The sequence below is a fragment of the Ahrensia marina genome, assembly GCF_042140245.1.
In the GTDB taxonomy this organism is placed as follows: Bacteria; Pseudomonadota; Alphaproteobacteria; order Rhizobiales; family MH13; genus MH13.
In genome coordinates this window covers 1,711,132-1,730,462 of sequence record NZ_CP159483.1, presented here as the reverse complement: position 1 = coordinate 1,730,462, position 19,331 = coordinate 1,711,132, and the positions used below count along the sequence as shown (strand labels likewise).

Genomic DNA, 19,331 nt, shown 5'->3' with positions numbered 1-19,331 from the left:
CAGCACCTATAGTGGACGAAACAACGCGCTAGGCGGGAGAAACCAATGACCCATCATCCCACATTGAAGCCCTTCAACTTCAAGAAATGGGTGGAGGATCACGCCGACAAGCTGCGCCCACCTGTTGGTAATCAGTTGCTCCACAAAGAGGGTGATATGATCGTCATGGTTGTAGGTGGACCCAATACGCGCGTTGATTTCCACGATGATCCGGTAGAAGAATGGTTCTTTCAGCAGAAGGGCGACATGATGCTGAAAATCGCCGATGGCGGCAAAATCTATGATGTACCGGTGCGTGAGGGTGAGGTTTTCTTGCTTCCGCCGCATGTGCGTCATGCGCCACAGCGGCCACAAGAGGGGTCGGTTGGCATTGTGGTGGAAGCACCGCGTCAACCGGGGATGAAAGAGGGTTTTGAGTGGTACTGCTTCAACTGCCAAGGACGGGTTCATCGCGAGGAAGTTGCGCTGGACGGGCCGGAAGGCATCGTGACGGCATTGCCCAAAATCTATGACGCCTTCCACAACAGCACCGAGGCCCGAACCTGCCCGCATTGCGGCACACTTCATCCGGGCAAAGGCAAGCCGCCTGAGGGCTGGGTGCAGCTCTGAGACCAAGCAAACAGAACAAGGATCAGACCAATGAATGCTCTCACAAAAGCACTGACAGGGGCAGCGCTTGCGTTGGCCTCAACCGGGCCAGCCTTCGCTGAGGAATTCCGTCTCGGCCTTATCACACCGCCACCGCACATCTGGACAGTTGCAGCCGAAGCTTTTGGTGCTGAGTTGGCCGAAGCCAGCGGCGGCGCTCACACTGTAACAGTCTTTCCTGCACGACAGCTCGGCAACGAGGCTGAGATGCTGCAGCAATTGCAAACCGGTGCGCTTGATATGGCCTTTATGACGGTGGCTGAAGTGTCCAATCGTGCCCCTGACTTTGGTGCCCTCTACGCACCGTATCTTGCCAATGATATCGCACATGCTGGGCGCATCCTGCGCAGTGAAACAGCACAGGCGATGCTCGAGCAGCTACCAGCGCAGGTTGGTGTTGTTGGGACGGGTTATGGCATGGCTGGCCTGCGTCAGATTGTAAGCCGAGGCGATATCACGTCGGCAGATGATCTGGCAGGGCTTAAGCTTCGCATCACGCCGTTTGAGCCAATCCTTGATTTCTACAACGCCGTGGGAGCCGCGCCAACGCCAATGCCCCTCCCCTCCGTCTATGACGCGCTGGCCAACGGCCAGGTCGATGCGATTGATATGGATGCTGAGTTGATTTGGGTGCTCAAATACTACGAGCACGCCGACACCATCGTGCAATCAGATCATATGATGTTCCCCATGGTCGGCTTGGTTTCGGCACGGGTCTGGGCAGGTCTATCGGAAGAGGACCGGGCAATGATTGGCGATTTGATGGCCCATCACGTCGACAGCACCATCGACACCTATGTTGCCAGAGAGCAAGATTGGCTTGATCAGATCCGTGAGACAGGACGCACCTATGTTGAAGTCGATGAGAGTTTTTTCAACGACGCCATCGACGCTTGGAACGACATTTGGTCGGAACGCTCACAGTCCCTGGATGCGTTGCGAGACGTTGCCACAGCAACGGCTGAGTGATCGCCTTAATCTAATATGCAGGGCACGCGCTTTGGTGCGCGCCCTGCACATGGTGGGCATATGATCGGACGCCTCTCCGCGCGTTGGGCGCGTGTTGAACTCACAGTCGCGGCGCTCCTGGCGCTCTCGATCACAGCTCTTATCCTCCTCAATGTCATCACACGCAGCATCGGGTCAGCTCTTTTTTGGGTGGATGAACTGGCCATCTATGCCATGGCGTGGATGACCTTTCTTGGGGCGTCAGCCGCTCTGCATTTCGGCCACACAGTCGCCATCACGATCCTAACCGACAGCCTGCCCCCATTGCTCCGTCGCATCACAGCCAAACTGGTGGATGTGGTGGTGCTCATCTTCGCCCTTTTCATGATCTGGTTCTGCTGGCGCTGGTACTCACCGTTGGAACTGGCGCGCCAAGGCTTCGATACCCAAGCTTTCCAGGGCGCGACGTTCAACTTCATCTATGCCGAACCGACAAGCACACTGGGGATTAGAAAGTTTTGGGTCTGGATGGTCATGTGGGCTTTTGCCATTGGAGCCACCCTGCACAGCGTTGCCAATCTGCTCGACCAAGGCACCAAAGATGAGACTGCATCCTCATGACGCCGCTAATTTTTGCCTTCAAGCTGCTGATCGCCGTTCCAGTCGCTCTGGTGCTCGCACTGACCGCGATCTGGTACATTTGGGAGAGTGGAAACACGGTTCTCTATGACAGCTTCGCTCAAAAAATGTTCTCCGGCCTGGAGAACTATGGGCTGCTAGCCATCCCCCTTTTCATGCTTACCGGCGAGATGATGAACGAGGGCGGAATGACTCGTCGGCTGATCAATGCCGCGCGGGTCTTCGTTGGCGGGTTTCGCGGCGGGCTGGCCTACATAAACTTGCTCGCCAACATGTTCATGGCCGCCATCATTGGCTCCGCAACCGCTCAGATCGCTGTTATGGCCCGCGCGATGCCGCCAGAGATGGAGAAAGAAGGATACGACAAGGGGTTTGCGGCGGCGACAACCGCAGCCGGCGGATTGCTAGCGCCTGTTATTCCACCCTCCATGATGTTCGTTATCTATGGGGTGCTTGCCCAAATCCCTATCGCCGACATGTTCTTGGCCGGCATCCTACCGGGACTCCTGCTGGCGGCCTCGTTTGCTGCGGTGATTTTTGTCGTCGGCCTCTCAGCAGACTTTCCCAAAGGTGATTGGTTCGACAAAAAAGAAGCCTTCTCGGCGCTTTTTCAATGCTTGCCAGCCGCGCTTATTCCTTTTGCGATCATCGGCGGCATTTTGTTCGGCATTGCAACACCTACCGAGAGCGCTGCCATTGCCTCTCTGATCGCCTTCCTGATTGGTTGGCTGGTGTATCGCGAAATGAAGCCGTCGGCGATTTTTGAGATGTTCAAGCGCACAGCCATGAACGCCTCGATGATCATTTTCATGATTGCCGCGGCCAATGTCTTTGGCTGGGTCATCATTTATGAGGCCCTGCCCCAAAAGCTGGCGGTGCTAATCACCTCAATCACCAGCAATCCCTTCTTGTTCTTGCTGATCGTCAACGTGATCTTGCTCTTTATTGGCATGCTGATCGATGGCATCGCCGCTGTCATTCTCATCTCGCCGATCCTGCTGCCGATTGCGATGAACAATTACGACATCAGCCCCTATCAGTTCGGCGTTGTGATGTGCCTCAACCTCGTGCTTGGCTTGTTGACACCACCTGTGGGCGTTGGGCTCTACATCACATCATCAGCCAGCGGCGTAACGCCAGGACGGATCCTAAAATCGCTTTGGCCGTTTCTACTCGCGGTGGCGTGCGTCCTTGTGCTTCTCAGCCGCTTCCCTGCCATATCAACCGCTCTTCTTTAGGTGTGGCAGCAGAGGTCGCATAGCCAAAAGCTCAATCATGCTGTCAGAGAAACAGTCACCTCAGGGCTTTGCACTTCCATGACAGACCAAGTATTTTTCTAGCGGCACAAGACCAGGGAGCTGTCTTGTCAGCACTGCTAAAAAGGTGTTTGCGTGGAGAAAAATAGTAGTGGAGGAGAGACTTGAACCCCCTACACGCGAATTAAAAACAAAGACAAAGATACCAGTCACTTGATCTCAAACCAACGCAACTTGTGTCATGGGACGTTTCATCGGCATAGCGAATAAGCCTCTGACATGCTTCAAGCTTTTCCATCCCGTTGCATTCAAACCCAGCAGCACTTGCACCCCAATTGAGACCCGGGAGCCCTACGACACCTCGACGGTTCGAAAGGTGAGTGAGAGGCGGCGCGATCGCGGCACTCGTTGACCATCGATTGGGTCTGATTTGCGAGCTGGTATTTCATGGGTCCAATCACTGCGCGCCGGACCAGCAATAAGAAGTGCAGATCGAGGCTCGAGCACAACCGCCCGCCTTTGATCTGTACCGCGCTCCTTGAATACCATCTCACATGCGGAAAGCAGGCTGATCGACACGATCACGTCGCCAAAGCAGGGCACGCAATCCACATGCGCCGAAATGCCTTGTCCGGGCAGATACTCGTTGACAATCAGCTGATCCGGAGGCTTTTCGAACCAGCCATTGCTGACAAGCCTGCCCGCCAGATCGGAAGCCCATTGTGGCAAAAGCCCGAGATAGGCATCGGGCGTTACGGTTCGAGCCCGATAGTCGTACCGGTAGCCATAATGCTGAACGCGACGCTTAAGATCCTCGATCCATGGTCGCTGGTCAACAGCCGCGATCAGCACATCCTGCATGGACAAATCGATGAACCCAGCCAAATAGCGCGCACCTGGCGGCAGTCGGAGCTCTTCAGTTGTCGCGATCTTACTCTTCAAAGACATATGTTTGAAGCTTGTCCTGTCTGACCAGCGCACTTTCGTTTTCGTCTTGCGTATTTGAATGCGTATAGCTTGGATGGTCTCCAGTCCAAAAAGGGTGAATCCGCGGCGGAGACAGTCCAGCCCACGCAGCGGCCTCGTGCATAGAGAAGGTACCATCATAGTGTGGACTATCGATGACTGTGATAGCAACCCGACCATTGTTGGCCAACACATGTCTGGCACTCCGTAGAAAGCGCCTGATGAGCACATGATTTGGGTTCCGTCCATGAAGGGGCCTGCGGCTGGCAACATTCGGAAACTGAAAAACCACAAGCTTGAAGCGCGTCACAGGGAAGCGTTCTTCCAACCTTCTTGCATCGACCCCATGCAGCACAGGTGACCCTAACTTGCTCAACCGAGCAGCATTGTTCTTTGCAACATTTGATATGTTGCTTCGAGTTTCATAGGTCGTCGCCTTTAGCATAGAGGCAGCCGATCCCATCCTCGACGCAAGCGACAGGGCGAAACTCAGGTTGCCCTCCCCAACAAGCAAGGTGGGACCCTCTTTGGCAGCAGATACGAAATCAAACGGCTCGCGCTCTGTAAGCTTGTGTTTGAGATCTAGGAGCCTCGCTTTGAGCCGGGCGTATGCAAGATCACTGCGAAGCCGAAGGAGTTCAGAATTGAGAATTGGATCGCCGAAGAGCATTGGGTCAAAGCCGTCGAGTGATGGAAACGTAGGGAAGCCTACCTGCAACCTGGAATGCGAGGATAAGGTTTTCCGCTATTCACCCGGTCTCTCTGCCCTGACCCTTGGCCCCTTAGAACGCGTGTTGGTCTCACACGCTTGTTCGCTAGCAACTCCGGAACGTTGCTGAAAAGTACACCGCAATGACGTACATTGCTGGCAGATCAGCCTTAAGGAGCAGTGCCATGCGCCTTCACCGACAACACCAAACACATTGACGAGCGCGCCACGGAGCCCACGGGCTTTCGCACCAAGCCGCATATCAAGCAGGTCATCCAGCGCGCCGCTGCGCTCTCCGGCGTCGAAGACAGCGTCTTCACGATGAGCGCGACCTATCAGCCAGCATTGGCAACGATCGCGGCGCATGAACGCACCCATTTGCAACCGGGCGATCATGCTGCCTCCTTCGAGGCTCTGGACACGCCCCCCCAGCCCACCGATGCCCTGCGCAATGCGGTTGCGCGTCATCAGGCCCGATCAAAGCTCTCACCGCTAGAAGCCTACTTCGATTCCTCTGGGCCAGAAGAGATTCCAAACTACAACCGAGTAGCAGACTCCCATGTCGCGTCGAGTAGCCGAGTGCCAGTGAAAACCGTTGAACATCAATGAGAGCCAGTCGCAGCATGAAGGCGACATGATGGGTGATGAGAGCCGGGGACGCCCTCATCTAAATAACTGAAATAATTGAAAAAATGATGGTAGCGGAGGAGGGACTTGAACCCCCGACACGCGGATTATGATTCCGCTGCTCTAACCAGCTGAGCTACTCCGCCCCGAGAAAGGGCAACAGGGCAGTTGTTGTCCCTGTGCGAGAGGGCCGTATAGGGGGCGCTCCCGCCCCCTGTCAACCAAGATCGGCCTGCAACAAGCAAGCAAAACGAACCTTAGGCCGCATCCTTCTCAAAAGTATTGATTGCTCGGGCGATGAAGCCACCACCCAACACGCGAGACCCCGAGCCATCATGGTCATAGAGCACACACGCCTGTCCCGGTGCGACACCCGTCTCGCCCTCGATCAAGTCCACATAAACATGCCCATCGCGCGCAATAAGACTCGCTGGCTTCGGCGGACGGGTTGAACGCACGCGGGCGGCCACCTGTATGCCCCGAGAAAAATCAGCACCCGGCTCACCGATCCAATTGAAGTCACGCAGTGCAACGCGTGCAACACCCAAGGCTTCACGCGGACCAACAATTACCTGCTTGGCTGGCGCATCAATCTTCACGACGTAAAGGGGTTCACCGGCTGCGATGCCAAGACCGCGACGTTGTCCCACCGTGTAGTGGATAATGCCATCGTGCCGCCCCAACACGTTACCTTGAACATCAACAATGTCACCGGGCTCGGCGGCCTCGGGGCGAAGTTTAGCGATGATGTCGGCATAAGAGCCATTGGGCACAAAGCAAATGTCCTGGCTGTCCGGTTTGGCGGCGATCTCCAAGCCCATCCGTTCAGCGTGTGCACGGGTCTCTGCTTTGGTGAGATGGCCGAGCGGAAAGCGCACAAAATCGAGCTGCTCTTGCGTGGTCGCAAACAGGAAATAGCTCTGGTCACGATCAAGGTCAGCCGGGCGATACATCGCCATATGGCCAGATGTTTCATCTAAACGCGTATGCGAGTAGTGCCCCGTCACCAAAGCGGCAGCGCCCAGTTCGCGCGCTGTCTTGAGCAAGTCCACGAATTTGACGCTCTGGTTGCACGACACGCAAGGAATGGGTGTCTCACCGGCCAGATAACTGTCAGCAAAAGTATCGATCACCTGCTCTTTGAAGCGGCTTTCATAGTCCAGAACGTAATGCGGCATACCAAGCGTATCAGCGACATTGCGCGCATCATGGATATCCTGGCCAGCACAGCAAGCGCCCTTGCGATGCATCGCTTCGCCATGATCATAGAGCTGAAGGGTGATGCCGACGGCATCGTATCCAGCCTCTTTCACAAGGCCTGCCGTTACGGATGAATCCACACCCCCGGACATAGCCACAACAATACGCGTGGACGCCGGCTCCGGGTTGCCGGGCAAAAAAAGATCCATTGATTTCGCTTTCATGCAGCAGGGGTCAAGAGCCTGAGATGAGGCCTGCAGTCCTAGTGCATTGCGTTCAGCCCGGCAAGATACGCCACTCACCCGGCAAAGCTTGCCGCACCATTTGTGATCAACCAGCAGTATTCGATATTAAACCATTGATATATATATGTTTTTGAACTTGGCACGGCACTTGAAGCGTCTCGCGCACGTTTATGATGCAAATGAGAGCAAGCCCAGTGTCCACCTTGCCAGACCTTCTCGCGCCGATCGCACCACCAGCAGCGTCCGAGCGCCCTGCCCCAAAACCCCGTAGTGAGGCGCAGGATGATGGGCCGCGTTTTTCCGATCGTTTGGACAGTGAGCGCGCCGATAGCAAACGCTCCGCATCGCGCGAACCGTCAGAAACCAATGAGCGCGCACAGACATCCGAAACAACTGACACCAGCGACACGTCAGAGACGCACGAAAGCGCTGCTGCTGATGACCAGTCGCCAGAACAAGGCAACACGCAAGACGGCAGCCAAGAAGATGTTCCCATAGAGGATGATGCATTTGCCAGTACAGAGAGCACAGATGACGCGCTTGCCGCTCTGATTGACCCATCGCTGATTGCTGAAACCGACACGACCGCCGATGAGATCACAATCACGACCCTCTCCGGCGAGAAGGTGCCGCTCATACCGCCCCAGGCTACGGGTCAAGCTGATCCAGGTGTTCTTGCACGCTGGTTTGCGCAAGCTTCTGGACCTGTCGAGGCGCCACTTGCACAAAGCGCAGGTCTTCTGAACAAACTGGCCACCCAAACCAGCCAACAGGCTCTGGCGGGCGCCACGGATGATGGCGCCGTGAATGGCGCTATTCCCAATGCACCTGCCCAAGGCACTCAGATGCAAGGCGATCAAATGAGCTTTGCTAATGCCATGGCCAACGGTTCCCTGGATGGCGACGCCATGGCCAGCAACACCATGGCGAGCAGCTCTATGGATGCTGAAAGCCTTGATGCACTGGTGACTCAGGCCTTGGCAAAAACCAATGCAGCGCCTGAGCCAGGCAGCACCAACGCCCCAACCGTAACAACAGGTCAAACTGTGGCGGCCGGCGCTCAATCGGCGATGACCGCTGTGCCACAAGCGGCCACGGGGCAAGCCGTACCTGTGACCGCGCTGGCCGTTGAAATCAATCGTCAAGCGATGAACGGCAAAACACAATTTGATATCCGCCTCGATCCACCCGAGCTGGGTCGATTGAATGTGCGCTTGGAAATGGACGCTAGCGGGCAAACCCGCACCCACATGATCGTTGAGCGCGCCGAAACCCTGGACATGCTGGCCACCGATGCTCGCAATCTGGAGCGAGCGCTGCAGCAAGCTGGCCTTAAAACGGAACCAGGGTCGGTGACCTTTGAGCTTGCGCAGGATGCAGCCGATGGTTTCGCCCAAGATCAACAGAGTGCCAATGCCGAGGATCAGTCTTCTGAGGCTGGCACTGGCGATGGCAGTCCAAGTGGCACCGATGAGCCGCTGCTAGCCGATGATATCGCTTCACCTGAAGCCATACGCCAACAGCTCTATGTCACCGGCCATTTGGATGTCCGCATCTAGTAGCCGAGTCAAAGGAACCTGAGCCCATGTCGACACTTGATCAACTTGCCGCTGCATCCAGCGCTTCTGCCCAGCAGGCCAATGCTGCCCGCGATCAACAGCTTTTGGCGGATGATTTCGATACGTTCTTGCAGCTCTTGACCACGCAGTTACGCAATCAAGATCCGCTGGAGCCGATGGACACCAACCAATTCACTCAGCAACTCGTCCAGTTCTCTGGAGTGGAGCAGCAAATTCAGACCAACTCCTATTTGGAGAACCTAATCACCTCCACGGAGGCGCAGTCTGTCAACGCAGCCGTCAACTACCTTGGCTCAACAGTCACCGTTGCTGGTGTCTCCACAAACTTGGCCAACGGACAGGCTTCATGGGAATTGGTTGCTGGAACAAGCGCCTCGGATTCCACGGTCACCATCTATGATGTCAACGGCAACGAGGTGTTTACCACCCGCCACAGCGTGGCTCGCGGTGAAAGCACATTCACATGGGACGGTAAAACCAATGACGGAACCGATGCGCCTGACGGCGTCTATTCCATCCGCGTCATCGGCAACACCCCAGATGGTCAGTCTGTGAATGTTTATGCGGCGGTATCGGGCAAGGTAACCGGCGTCGACTTCACCGGCAGCGAGCCGGTGTTGCAGATCGGCGATGTCCGCGCCCTTTTGAGTTCTGTGATGGAAATCCAGGCACCTGCATCCTAAGGCGCCTTCCCACGCATACATTACCCCCCAACAATGTGGTATTGACGACAACGCGCCTGGCGCTGCCTAAGGCCGATCAGTGCCGCCTCTTAAACTGCCAAGTTTTTCAATGCTTTCGGGCACTCGCCAAAACACTGGTTATTCTCTGTTAACCCTGTCACAGGGCCGCCCCAAAGTCCTAACAAAGCATGAGCACCCCCTTAGGGTGTTTTTAAGGACCGTCCTCTAATCTCTCTCTGGCGTTATCGAGTGTTTTAGTGAGAGTACGATGACCGAGTTCAAGCGTCCGCGCGTTAAATATGTCATTGGGCCAGACGGTAGCCCTTTGACCATTGCGGATTTACCGCCAACCTCAACCCGCCGGTGGGTCATCCGCCGTAAGGCTGAAGTTGTTGCTGCCGTACGCGGTGGTTTGCTGTCGTTGGAAGAAGCGTGTGAGCGCTATCGGCTAACGGTGGAAGAGTTCCTGTCCTGGCAGATGTCGATTGATCAACATGGCTTGGCCGGACTTCGCACAACGCGCATCCAGCAATACCGGGCATAGAGCCCAACCGGTTCATCGGTAACAAGGCTCATCCGCGTCTTGTTCACCTCAACCGAACTTTAAAGACCAATCAGCCGGTCCGGGATCAGTCCCAGGGGCCGGCTTTTTGCGTTTATCCTCTTTTTTCATGCTGAAACAGTCTTGGTCGTCGAGAGTTAACGTCCTGTTTACCATCTACCGGGCAATTCTTGCCTATCTGCTTTTCCGCACGCCGATACGCGCGCAGACTAAGCAATCCAGATGGGCAAATGGGCATTCATGGTTGCATTCTTTCAAAACTTGGGGCCTGCACGTTTAGGCGCGATGGGCATCGTCGCCGCCCTTCTCATCGGGTTTTTTGCCTTCATCACCATGCGTGTTACCGCACCGGTGATGGTGCCTCTGTTCACTGAGCTGACGTTCGAAGACTCGTCAGAGGTGCTTCGTCAACTCGACAGCACCGGCGTCAATTACGAGCTACGCAACGACGGCACCACCGTCCTTGTTCCGCAAGAGCGCGTGCTACGACTGCGTATGGAGATGGCTGAGCAAGGCCTGCCATCCGGGGGCACAGTTGGCTACGAGATTTTCGACAACTCCTCGACACTGGGCGCGACCAGTTTCGTCCAGAACGTCAACCAGCTACGCGCATTGGAAGGCGAGATATCGCGCACCATCCAGTCGCTCAATCGTGTGTCTGCGGCCCGGGTGCATCTGGTTCTTCCCGAGCGCGAACTCTTTCAGCGCAATCAACGCGAAGCCACGGCTTCCATTGTCCTGCGCGTGCGCGGTGATCTAGAACCGGGTCAAATCCGCGCCATCCAACACCTAACGGCTTCTGCTGTTGATGGGCTGTCCGCCAGCCACGTTTCGATCGTCGATGAAGCCGGCCAGCTTCTTGCCTCGGGCGCTGGAGACGAAGATGAATCGATGATGGCCGCATCGCTCGATGAGCGATCCATATCAATGCAAAGCCGCATCCGAACACAGGTTGAAGACATCCTGTCAGAAGTGGTTGGGCCAGGCCGCGCGCGGGTCAATGTTGCTGTTGAACTCAACCACAACCGTATCTCCGAAACCTCGGAGATTTTTGACCCCGATGGCCAAGTCATTCGGTCCAGCCAAGTGCGTGAGGAAACGGGCTCAACCAACGATACCACCGCAGGGGAAGTGACAGTTGGCAATGAGTTGCCAGGTGGCGATCCAGGAACAACAGCCGGTGGCATTCAAGAAGCACGCGAGACGCTGGAAGAGGTCACCAACTTTGAAATCTCCTCGACCAATCGCACCGAGATTCTTGAGGCCGGACGTCTAGAACGCCTGTCTGTCGCCGTTCTGGTGGATGGCATCTACACTCAGGATGAAAACGGCGCGCCCATTTACGCACCGCGCACCCAGGAGCAGTTGGACCAGATCGCCATGTTGGTGCGCTCAGCCGTTGGGTTCGATCAGACACGTGGCGATGTGGTTGAGGTGGTCAACCTTCAGTTCGCGGCACGGCCAGACCTTACACTTCCACCCGAAGAAGGCCTGTTCTCCTTCACCCGCGATGACATTTATCGCGCGGCGGAATTGGCGATCATCGCCGTTCTCACCTTGATTGTTCTTTTCTTTGTTGTCCGCCCACTGCTCTCCCGTGTCTTCGAAGATGACAGCGCCAACCTTGAGTCGCTGCCTGCCGGTGGTCCCAATGCTGAAGGCGTTGTGATCGGGCCAAATGGCGAGGTTTTGGAATCGCCCATGCCCAACGTCCCTGCCATAGCGCTGGAAAACACCACGGTGAAAGCATTCGAGAACGCCGTCGCTCTGGGTGCCTTGCAGAAAAAATCACTCGAGCAAGTTGGTGAACTGATCAAAGAGCGACCCGAAGATTCCGTTGGCGTACTGCGCTCATGGCTCTCTGAGACGGCAAAGGCGTAGTCGATGTCCGCAGCAGCTGCAGCCGCACCAGCCACAAACTCTGCCCCACCCGCCGTTGGCAATGGCCAAGGTCTTACGCTTGCCCAACAAACGGCAGGTGGTGACCAATCGGCGGTCAAACTGGAGGATCTTTCCGGGGCTGAGAAAGCAGCCGTTTTGCTGCTCGCACTGGGCGATAAGCACGGCGAGCCCCTTTGGCGCGGACTTGATGAACTGGAACTGCGCGACGTCTCTCAGTCAATGGCCGTCGTTGGTCGTCTCTCAACCGAAGTCATTGAAGGCGTCATGATCGAATTCATCGACAACGTCACCACCAACAAAGCCCTTTCTGGCGGATATGAGGCTACCGAGCGACTTCTTGGCTCCTTCATGGAGTCCGACAAAGTTGCGGCCATCATGGAAGAAATTCGCGGCCCTGCTGGTCGCAACATGTGGGAAAAGCTCTCCAACGTGCAGGAGAACGTGCTCGCCAGTTACCTGAAGAACGAATATCCCCAGACGACCGCTGTGGTGCTTTCAAAAATTCGCTCAGACCACGCCGCCAAAGTGCTCTCGCTCCTGCCCGAAGAGCTCTCACTGGAGGTCATTCAGCGCATGCTGAAGATGCAGAGCGTCCAGAAGGAAATCCTAGACAAGGTGGAGGAAACACTGCGCGTTGAGTTCATGTCGAATCTTTCGACAACGCGGCGGCGCGACAGCCACGAAACGATGGCGGAAATCTTCAACAACTTCGACCGTCAGACCGAAGCGAAGTTCCTGGCGACGTTGGAAGAAGACAACCGAGAATCTGCCGAGAAGATCAAAGCGCTCATGTTCACCTTCGAGGATCTGGGCAAAGTCGACGCATCGTCGATCCAAATCCTTCTGCGCAGCGCCGACACAACCAAACTGCCGATTGCACTCAAAGGCGCCAACGAAACTCTACGCGAGTTCTTCTTGGGCAATATGTCGGCACGCCAGGCCACTGGCATCCGCGAAGAAATGGAAATTCTTGGCCCCGTACGGCTGCGAGATGTCGATGAAGCGCAGATGGCAATGGTGAACCTCGCCAAGGACCTGGCCGCCAAAGGTGAGATGGTGATCTCCAAAAACTCCGGCGATGACGAGGTGATCTACTGATGAACACCTCCTCCGCCTCCACAGCAAGCTCGCGCTACCTGTTTGACCTCGATTTCGATGCGGAAAATCGCGTCAAAGAAGAGGTCGAGGTTGAGCCAATGATCAGCCTTTATGAACACGAAGCCCAAATGGCAGCGCTGGAGCGCAAAGTGCGCACCGAAGCGCATGAAGCCGGGCGCCAAGAGGCCATCGAACAAGGCGCCAACGCTCTAACCGAAGAGACCCAACGCCTGACAAGCGTTGTCCAAACCATGCTGTCTCGGCTCGACACCGAGATTGGCTTACGGGAAGAAGGTGCCGTTCGGATCGCTGTCTCCGCCGCAAAGAAGCTGGCGCGTCGCTTGCTGAACCAAGAGCCGGTTGGCGAGGTGGAGAACCTCTTCCGGTCATGCTTGGCACCAATGTTTGATGCGTCTCACCTCGTGGTTCGCATGAACGCCGACCATGTGGATGATGTGCGCGAGCGCTTGGAAGCCATCGCTGCCGCGCAAGGGTTCGATGGACGGCTGATTTTCATGGGCGAGGAAGACTTCGCCCCCGGGGACACCCGCATTGAATGGGCTGATGGCGGCCTTGCACGCAGCCAAGTCGAAATCGAGAAAAGCATTGATGATCTGGTTGCCGGATATCTGGCAGCGCGCGGTCGATCATCAACACCACAACCAACGGACCAATCCCAGGCCATGAAGGCCTCTATGGAGGGCGCACTCGATGAGTGATGACGATGAACTGGCCACCAAACAGGGCGTCGAGCTCGATCAGTTGGAAGGGCCCGGCACCGAAGCCGACGAGGATATCGATCCCAATAGCTCCAAGGACGCAAGCGATCTGGAAGCCGTCTTCGACGTGCCGGTGCGCGTTTCGGCCATTCTGGGCCGATCCGGCATGCAGGTTTCAGAGCTGCTGAACCTCGGGCCGGGCACGGTGGTCGAACTGGACCGCCGCGTCGGTGAAGCGATCGACATTTTCGTCAACGACCGACTGGTTGCCCGCGGTGAGGTTGTACTCGTTGAAGACAAGCTCGGCGTGACCATGACTGAAATCATCAAAAGCGACAAATAAGACCAAGCGGCAGGACTGAACCCATGCGACTTCTCATCTTCGGCAATCTCGGCGGACAAATGGCCAGCGCGACGCGCATGGCGATGGAGCGCGGTGCCAAAGTCATCCATGCCGACGATCAGGCCACTGCGCTTGATGCGTTGCGTGGTGGGCAAGCCATCGACTTGGTGATGGTCGATGTTGCGGAGAACATCAAAACGCTGATCCAAGCGATGGAACGCGAGCATATCTCCGCACCTGTTATTGCCTGCGGTGTGAAAAACGACGCCGACGCGGCGGTCAAAGCCATCAAAGATGGCGCTCGCGAGTACATTCCGCTGCCGCCAGACCCTGCGCTTATCGCTGCTGTTCTGGCCGCTGTTACCACCGAAGAGCTGGATATGGTGTCAACCGATCCGGCGATGGTGAAAGTGGTCCGCCTTGCCGAACAAATCGCCCCATCTGATGCTTCCATCATGATCACCGGCGAGTCGGGCACCGGTAAAGAGGTCATGGCCCGCTACGTGCACACCAAATCGAACCGCGCAATCATGCCGTTTGTTTCCGTCAACTGCGCGGCGATCCCAGAAAACTTGCTGGAGTCTGAGCTTTTCGGTCACGAGAAAGGTGCCTTCACTGGCGCACTGGCCCGCCGCATCGGCAAGTTTGAAGAGGCCTCCGGTGGCACACTTTTGCTGGATGAGATTTCCGAAATGGACGTTCGCCTGCAAGCCAAACTGCTGCGGGCTTTGCAAGAACGCGTCATCGACAGGGTTGGCGGATCGAAGCCAGTGCCGGTGGACTTGCGCATCATTGCAACCTCCAACCGCAATTTGGCTGACGCTGTCAAAGAGGGCACGTTCCGCGAAGATTTGTTGTTCCGCCTCAACGTTGTGAATCTTGCCCTACCAGCACTGCGTGATCGTCCGGCCGACATTCTTGCGCTCTCTGATCACTTTGCGAAGAAGTACGCCAAGGCCAACGGCTTTCCACTACGCCCGATTTCTGAACCAGCGCGCACACGCCTGATGTCGGCGCACTGGCAAGGCAATGTGCGCGAGCTGGAGAACACCATCCACCGTGCCGTGCTTTTGGCTTCCGGGCCGGAGATCGGCCCCGAAGCGTTGATCACCCCTGACGGAGCGGACTTTGCCGCCCAAGCAGCACCATCATCAAGCGCGGTCCAAAAAGCAGCCATGACTGCCGAAGCGGTCACCCGCGCATTGGTCGGCCGCACTGTAGCAGAGGTTGAGCAAGAGCTGATCCTCGACACGCTGGATCATTGCCTGGGCAACCGCACCCATGCGGCCAACATATTGGGCATCTCTATCCGCACATTGCGCAACAAGCTGAACGACTACGCATCGCAAGGCGTCTCTGTGCCCCAGCCTGGTCAAGCACGGGTGATGCAGGCGGGTTAGGTTCACCCTAAAACGGTGTCAGGTTGATTTGCGCTTGCGCCTTGATCGCCTCGGTCAACGGCGCAAGCGGCTCCGCAACCAGCCGGCTCACTTGCCAAAACAGCGGCGTTGAAAGCGGCTGAGCCGACAAAGCAACCAATGATCCGCTCTCAATCAAATCGCGCACCAAAACGACTGGGTTCAACCCCCAGCCAAGCCCCAAGCGGCAGGCGGACACAAAGGCCTCGGTGCTGGCGATGTGATGGACAGGCAACGCAATCCTTTTGCCGATCTCACGGCGAACAAAGTCTGCTTGAAGCCTGTCTTTGGCGTTGAAGGCCAGTGATGGCGCCCCGCGCAAACTGGCCTCCGTCAACCCGACAGAGAAGTGCTGCGCCGCAAATGCAGGACTTGCCGTTGCCAGGTAATCAAGTCCACCAAGCGCATACACATCACACCCATGGACAGGCTCGGCGCGGCTGCAAATGGTGGCTGCGACCCCTCCAGTTCGCAGCCAGTCCGCCGAATGATCCTGATCGTCGATCACGATGTCAAACAACTTATCATCAACGCTGGCAAACGCCGGTAGAACCCATGTCGCCAGACTGTCGGCATTGAGCGCGATGCGAACCGTGGGTCGTTCAGAGGACTGACCGATATCGCGCAGCGTTGCACTTTCCATCAACGCAACATCTTGAGCATGACGAATGAGTCGACGGCCAATGTCCGTCGCAGTGCAAGGTTGGCCACGTATCAACACGGGTGCGCCAAGACGATCTTCCAACGCTTTGATCCGCTGCGATACAGCTGATTGCGTGACACTGAGCTCCTCAGCCGCCCTCTCAAACGTTCCGGTCTGAGCAACAGCGACGAGCGCTTTGAGATGGAGCGGATCAATCATTAGTCATACTAATTCAAATCAAGAAATCTTAATTTGTCTAATGATACTGCGCCTCCTACACAAGCGGCATGATTGTTCCCTTTCTTGCCGGCTTCAGCCTGAGCGCTTCACTCATCATCGCCATTGGCGCCCAGAATGCCTTCGTTTTGCGCCAGGGGCTGCGGCGCGAACATGTTCTGCCCATCGTCATCCTGTGCGGTTTATCCGACACGGCGCTGATCGCAGCAGGCGTGCTCGGTTTTTCCGCCATGACAGAAGCCGCACCTTGGGTGGAACCAGCACTCACCTTTGGCGGGGCTGCTTTTCTGTTTTGGTATGGAGCACGCAGCTTCTGGTCTGCCTGGCAGGGTGGCGAAAGCCTGAAGCCAAGCGAGGCGGGCGCCAGCTCTCTCAAAGTTGTCATGCTTACCTGCCTGGCGCTCACCTGGCTCAACCCCCATGTCTATTTGGACACGGTCGTGCTGCTTGGCAGTGTTAGCGCCCAATATGATGGCAAGGCCGCCTTTGGCATTGGCGCGGCCCTGGCAAGCTTTCTTTTCTTCTTCGCTTTGGGCTATGGCGCGCGGGCTTTGGTGGGCCTTTTTGCAAGCCCGCGCAGTTGGCAGATTCTCGATTGCGTTATCGGTGTGGTCATGTGGACCATCGCTGTGAAACTAATCCTCAGCTGAACGCCTGCGCCGATCACTTTGTTAACCACCTGTTTACCCTAAAAGCGGCAAAAACTGCCTAGTCGCACTTTCCAATCGCGAAAGTGCAAAAGGGGCGCCGCGCATGGCCGACACATCGGCATCATCACCAGCAAAATCCAGCCTTCCCTTCGCACTGCCATCCATGGAGCAGTTGAAGGGCGCGCTGGTCCGCGGTGACTTGGCACTCGCTTTCGGCGTGATGACGATTCTTGTCGTCCTCATCATGCCAATGCCGCCTTTCATGTTGGACTTGTTTCTGGCGGTCTCCATCATCTTCTCGGTGCTCGTTTTGATGACGGCACTGTTCATCCACAAGCCGCTGGAATTTTCCGCCTTCCCGACCGTCCTCTTGATCGCCACCATGATGCGATTGGCGCTCAATCTCGCTTCCACGCGCCTCATCCTGGCCGATGGGCACACGGGTGGTGACGCCGCCGGCGAGGTCATCGAAGCGTTCGGCTCCTTCGTCATGGGCGGTAACTTCGTTATCGGCCTTATCGTTTTCGGCATTCTGGTGATCGTAAACTTCGTGGTCATCACGAAGGGTTCTGGCCGCATCGCTGAGGTCGCTGCCCGTTTCACGCTTGATGCCATGCCCGGCAAGCAGATGGCCATTGATGCTGATCTGTCTGCTGGCTTGATCGACGAAGAGACAGCTAAGACTTCGCCGCAAGGAACTGGAAGACGAAAGCTCGTTCTTCGGCGCGATGGATGGTGCCTCAAAATTCGTCCGCGGTGATGCCATCGCTGGGCTGATGATCACTTTCATCAACATCATCGGCGGCATTGTCATCGGCGTGGCGCAGATGGACATGTCGTTCGGGGATGCCGGTCGCGCTTACACACTGCTCACAGTCGGCGACGGTTTGGTCAGCCAAATTCCAGCACTCATCGTCTCCACTGCTGCCGGTCTTCTTGTTTCCAAGGCTGGCGTATCGGGCGCAGCCGACAAAGCGCTGATGACGCAACTCTCCGGCTATCCCAAAGCGCTCGGCATGTCGTCCTTTGTGATGGTGGTGTTGGCGATGCTTCCCGGCATTCCGGTGATCCCCTTCCTCGCCCTGGCAGGAGGCGCAGGATATCTTGCCTGGCGATCGGCCAAACAAGCCAAGGAAGTAGAAACCGAGGCCAAAGCCCAGGAGGTTCTGGCCAAAGCAACCGCCGAAGCTCCGCCTGCTGAAGAACCCATTTCCAAAGCGCTGCGCATTGACGATCTGCGTATTGAGCTTGGCTATGGTCTTTTGAACCTGATTGACGATGGCGAAGGCGCTGACCGCCTGACAGAGCAAATCAAAGCATTGCGCCGCTCTTTGGCCAGCGAGCTTGGCTTCGTCATGCCCTCGGTGCGCCTGCTCGACAATATGCAGATTGGCGCCAACACCTATGTGGTGAAAGTCAAAGAGGTCGAGGCTGGCACCGGCGAAGTGTTCTCTGGCCAATTCATGACCATGAACCCAACCGGTGGCGCCGTTGATCTGCCAGGCCGAGAAACCACTGAACCGACCTTCGGACTACCCGCCACGTGGATTGAGGGCAAGCTGCGCGATCAAGCTGAGATCAAAGGCTACACCGTCGTTGATCCAGCAACCGTGATCTCCACCCATCTCACTGAGATCATCAAGTCATCAACGGCTGATCTGCTCTCTTACGCCGACACGCAAAACCTCATCAACGAGTTGCCTGCTGCCCAACAAAAACTGGTTGATGATATCGTACCCGGACAGATCTCGGTTTCCGGCATTCAACGCGTGCTGCAAAGCTTGCTGGCCGAGCGCATCTCGATCCGCGATCTGCCCACCATTTTGGAGGGTATCGCTGAGTCCAGCGCTTTTGCCCGCACGCCACAAGCGATCACCGAGCACGTGCGCACCCGTTTGGCATTGCAAATCTGCGCCGCCCACCAATCGCCCGCAGGGTATCTGCCCCTGTTGCCGCTTTCACCAACCTGGGAGCAGGCTTTCGCCGATGCGTTGGTTGGCGAAGGTGATGAGAAACACTTGGCCATGGCGCCAACCAAATTGCAGGAGTTCATCGCCTCGGTGAACACCGCCTTCAACACGGCAGCCGAACAGGGCGAAGTGCCAGTGATGCTGGTGTCGCCAGGCGTACGCCGTCATATTCGTGCAATCATTGAGCGTTTCCGTCCGCAGACCGCCATTCTCAGCCAGGCCGAGATCCATCCGCGCGCCAAGCTGAAAACCTTTGGACAGATCGCCTGATGCCGGACACCCGACCCC

The 19,331-nt window shown here is 56.6% G+C and carries 18 protein-coding genes, 1 tRNA gene and 1 pseudogene; 15 read left to right on the top strand and 5 right to left on the bottom strand.

The features are described 5' to 3' along the window. Positions 1 to 45 precede the first annotated feature (45 nt). Genes ABWH92_RS08505 through ABWH92_RS08490 form a run of 4 tightly spaced genes read left to right on the top strand, consistent with a single transcriptional unit; the run spans position 46 to position 3,473 of the window. Positions 46 to 609, top strand: coding sequence for a 3-hydroxyanthranilate 3,4-dioxygenase (locus tag ABWH92_RS08505; RefSeq protein WP_375573902.1), 564 nt, complete (start codon positions 46 to 48; stop codon positions 607 to 609). 30 nt (positions 610 to 639) lie between these two features. Continuing rightward, positions 640 to 1,617 (top strand): TRAP transporter substrate-binding protein, encoded by a 978-nt coding sequence (locus ABWH92_RS08500; RefSeq protein WP_375573900.1) that lies wholly within the window; start codon positions 640 to 642, stop codon positions 1,615 to 1,617. A gap of 60 nt (positions 1,618 to 1,677) precedes the next feature. Further along, on the top strand, positions 1,678 to 2,217 hold the full coding sequence (locus ABWH92_RS08495) for a TRAP transporter small permease (RefSeq protein WP_375573898.1): 540 nt from the start codon (positions 1,678 to 1,680) through the stop codon (positions 2,215 to 2,217). Next, positions 2,214 to 3,473: a TRAP transporter large permease gene (locus tag ABWH92_RS08490; RefSeq protein ID WP_375573896.1), complete on the top strand. Its 1,260-nt coding sequence runs from the start codon at positions 2,214 to 2,216 to the stop codon at positions 3,471 to 3,473. Before ABWH92_RS08495 ends, ABWH92_RS08490 begins: the two co-directional genes overlap by 4 nt. A gap of 369 nt (positions 3,474 to 3,842) precedes the next feature. Here the strand turns inward: ABWH92_RS08490 and ABWH92_RS08485 are convergent, their stop codons facing one another. Together ABWH92_RS08485 and ABWH92_RS08480 are read right to left on the bottom strand one after the other, a co-directional pair. Beyond that, positions 3,843 to 4,439 (bottom strand): alpha-ketoglutarate-dependent dioxygenase AlkB, encoded by a 597-nt coding sequence (locus ABWH92_RS08485; protein WP_375573894.1) that lies wholly within the window; start codon positions 4,437 to 4,439, stop codon positions 3,843 to 3,845. After that, a complete protein-coding gene (locus ABWH92_RS08480; protein WP_375573892.1) occupies positions 4,423 to 5,127 on the bottom strand; it encodes a Rossmann-like fold-containing protein in 705 nt (234 codons plus the stop codon). Before ABWH92_RS08480 ends, ABWH92_RS08485 begins: the two co-directional genes overlap by 17 nt. A 219-nt stretch (positions 5,128 to 5,346) precedes the next feature. Between ABWH92_RS08480 and ABWH92_RS08475 the strand changes: the two genes are divergently transcribed. Then, positions 5,347 to 5,775, top strand: a complete 429-nt coding sequence (locus tag ABWH92_RS08475) for a DUF1778 domain-containing protein (RefSeq protein ID WP_375573890.1) — start codon at positions 5,347 to 5,349, stop codon at positions 5,773 to 5,775. Between the two features lie 87 nt (positions 5,776 to 5,862). On the opposite strand, the gene ABWH92_RS08470 is transcribed toward ABWH92_RS08475, so the two are convergent. Both ABWH92_RS08470 and mnmA read right to left on the bottom strand, forming a co-directional pair. Beyond that, positions 5,863 to 5,939: transfer RNA gene (locus ABWH92_RS08470), tRNA-Met, on the bottom strand. Positions 5,940 to 6,050: 111 nt separating this feature from the next. Continuing rightward, positions 6,051 to 7,217, bottom strand: coding sequence for a tRNA 2-thiouridine(34) synthase MnmA (mnmA, locus tag ABWH92_RS08465; RefSeq protein ID WP_375573888.1), 1,167 nt, complete (start codon positions 7,215 to 7,217; stop codon positions 6,051 to 6,053). A gap of 215 nt (positions 7,218 to 7,432) precedes the next feature. Here mnmA and ABWH92_RS08460 point away from each other — a divergent pair, with 215 nt between their 5' ends. The 8 genes from ABWH92_RS08460 (at position 7,433) to ABWH92_RS08425 (ending at position 15,525) form a co-directional block, all read left to right on the top strand. After that, positions 7,433 to 8,797 carry a flagellar hook-length control protein FliK gene (locus ABWH92_RS08460; RefSeq protein WP_375573886.1) on the top strand — a complete coding sequence of 455 codons (1,365 nt, stop codon included), beginning with the start codon at positions 7,433 to 7,435 and terminating at the stop codon, positions 8,795 to 8,797. Positions 8,798 to 8,823: 26 nt separating this feature from the next. Next, positions 8,824 to 9,501: a flagellar hook assembly protein FlgD gene (locus ABWH92_RS08455; protein WP_375573884.1), complete on the top strand. Its 678-nt coding sequence runs from the start codon at positions 8,824 to 8,826 to the stop codon at positions 9,499 to 9,501. A 268-nt stretch (positions 9,502 to 9,769) separates the two neighbouring features. Further along, on the top strand, positions 9,770 to 10,045 hold the full coding sequence (locus ABWH92_RS08450; RefSeq protein WP_375573882.1) for a DUF1153 domain-containing protein: 276 nt from the start codon (positions 9,770 to 9,772) through the stop codon (positions 10,043 to 10,045). 258 nt (positions 10,046 to 10,303) lie between these two features. Beyond that, on the top strand, positions 10,304 to 11,944 hold the full coding sequence (fliF, locus tag ABWH92_RS08445; protein WP_375573880.1) for a flagellar basal-body MS-ring/collar protein FliF: 1,641 nt from the start codon (positions 10,304 to 10,306) through the stop codon (positions 11,942 to 11,944). 3 nt (positions 11,945 to 11,947) lie between these two features. Continuing rightward, entirely contained in the window at positions 11,948 to 13,063 is a 1,116-nt protein-coding gene (gene fliG, locus ABWH92_RS08440) for a flagellar motor switch protein FliG (protein WP_375573878.1), read from the top strand. Next, the gene (locus ABWH92_RS08435) at positions 13,063 to 13,782 is read left to right on the top strand and encodes a hypothetical protein (protein WP_375573876.1); all 720 of its coding nucleotides are present in this window, start codon (positions 13,063 to 13,065) and stop codon (positions 13,780 to 13,782) included. Before fliG ends, ABWH92_RS08435 begins: the two co-directional genes overlap by 1 nt. Further along, entirely contained in the window at positions 13,775 to 14,125 is a 351-nt protein-coding gene (gene fliN / locus ABWH92_RS08430) for a flagellar motor switch protein FliN (protein WP_375573874.1), read from the top strand. The genes ABWH92_RS08435 and fliN overlap by 8 nt, the downstream gene beginning before the upstream one ends. Before the next feature lie 23 nt (positions 14,126 to 14,148). Further along, positions 14,149 to 15,525 (top strand): sigma-54-dependent transcriptional regulator, encoded by a 1,377-nt coding sequence (locus ABWH92_RS08425; RefSeq protein WP_375573872.1) that lies wholly within the window; start codon positions 14,149 to 14,151, stop codon positions 15,523 to 15,525. Positions 15,526 to 15,532: 7 nt separating this feature from the next. Here the strand turns inward: ABWH92_RS08425 and ABWH92_RS08420 are convergent, their stop codons facing one another. Continuing rightward, positions 15,533 to 16,405, bottom strand: a complete 873-nt coding sequence (locus tag ABWH92_RS08420) for a LysR family transcriptional regulator ArgP (protein ID WP_375573870.1) — start codon at positions 16,403 to 16,405, stop codon at positions 15,533 to 15,535. 68 nt (positions 16,406 to 16,473) lie between these two features. Here ABWH92_RS08420 and ABWH92_RS08415 point away from each other — a divergent pair, with 68 nt between their 5' ends. Together ABWH92_RS08415 and flhA are read left to right on the top strand one after the other, a co-directional pair. Then, positions 16,474 to 17,073: a LysE/ArgO family amino acid transporter gene (locus ABWH92_RS08415; RefSeq protein ID WP_375573868.1), complete on the top strand. Its 600-nt coding sequence runs from the start codon at positions 16,474 to 16,476 to the stop codon at positions 17,071 to 17,073. Between the two features lie 103 nt (positions 17,074 to 17,176). After that, positions 17,177 to 19,313: pseudogene (gene flhA, locus ABWH92_RS08410) on the top strand (flagellar biosynthesis protein FlhA). Positions 19,314 to 19,331 lie beyond the last annotated feature (18 nt).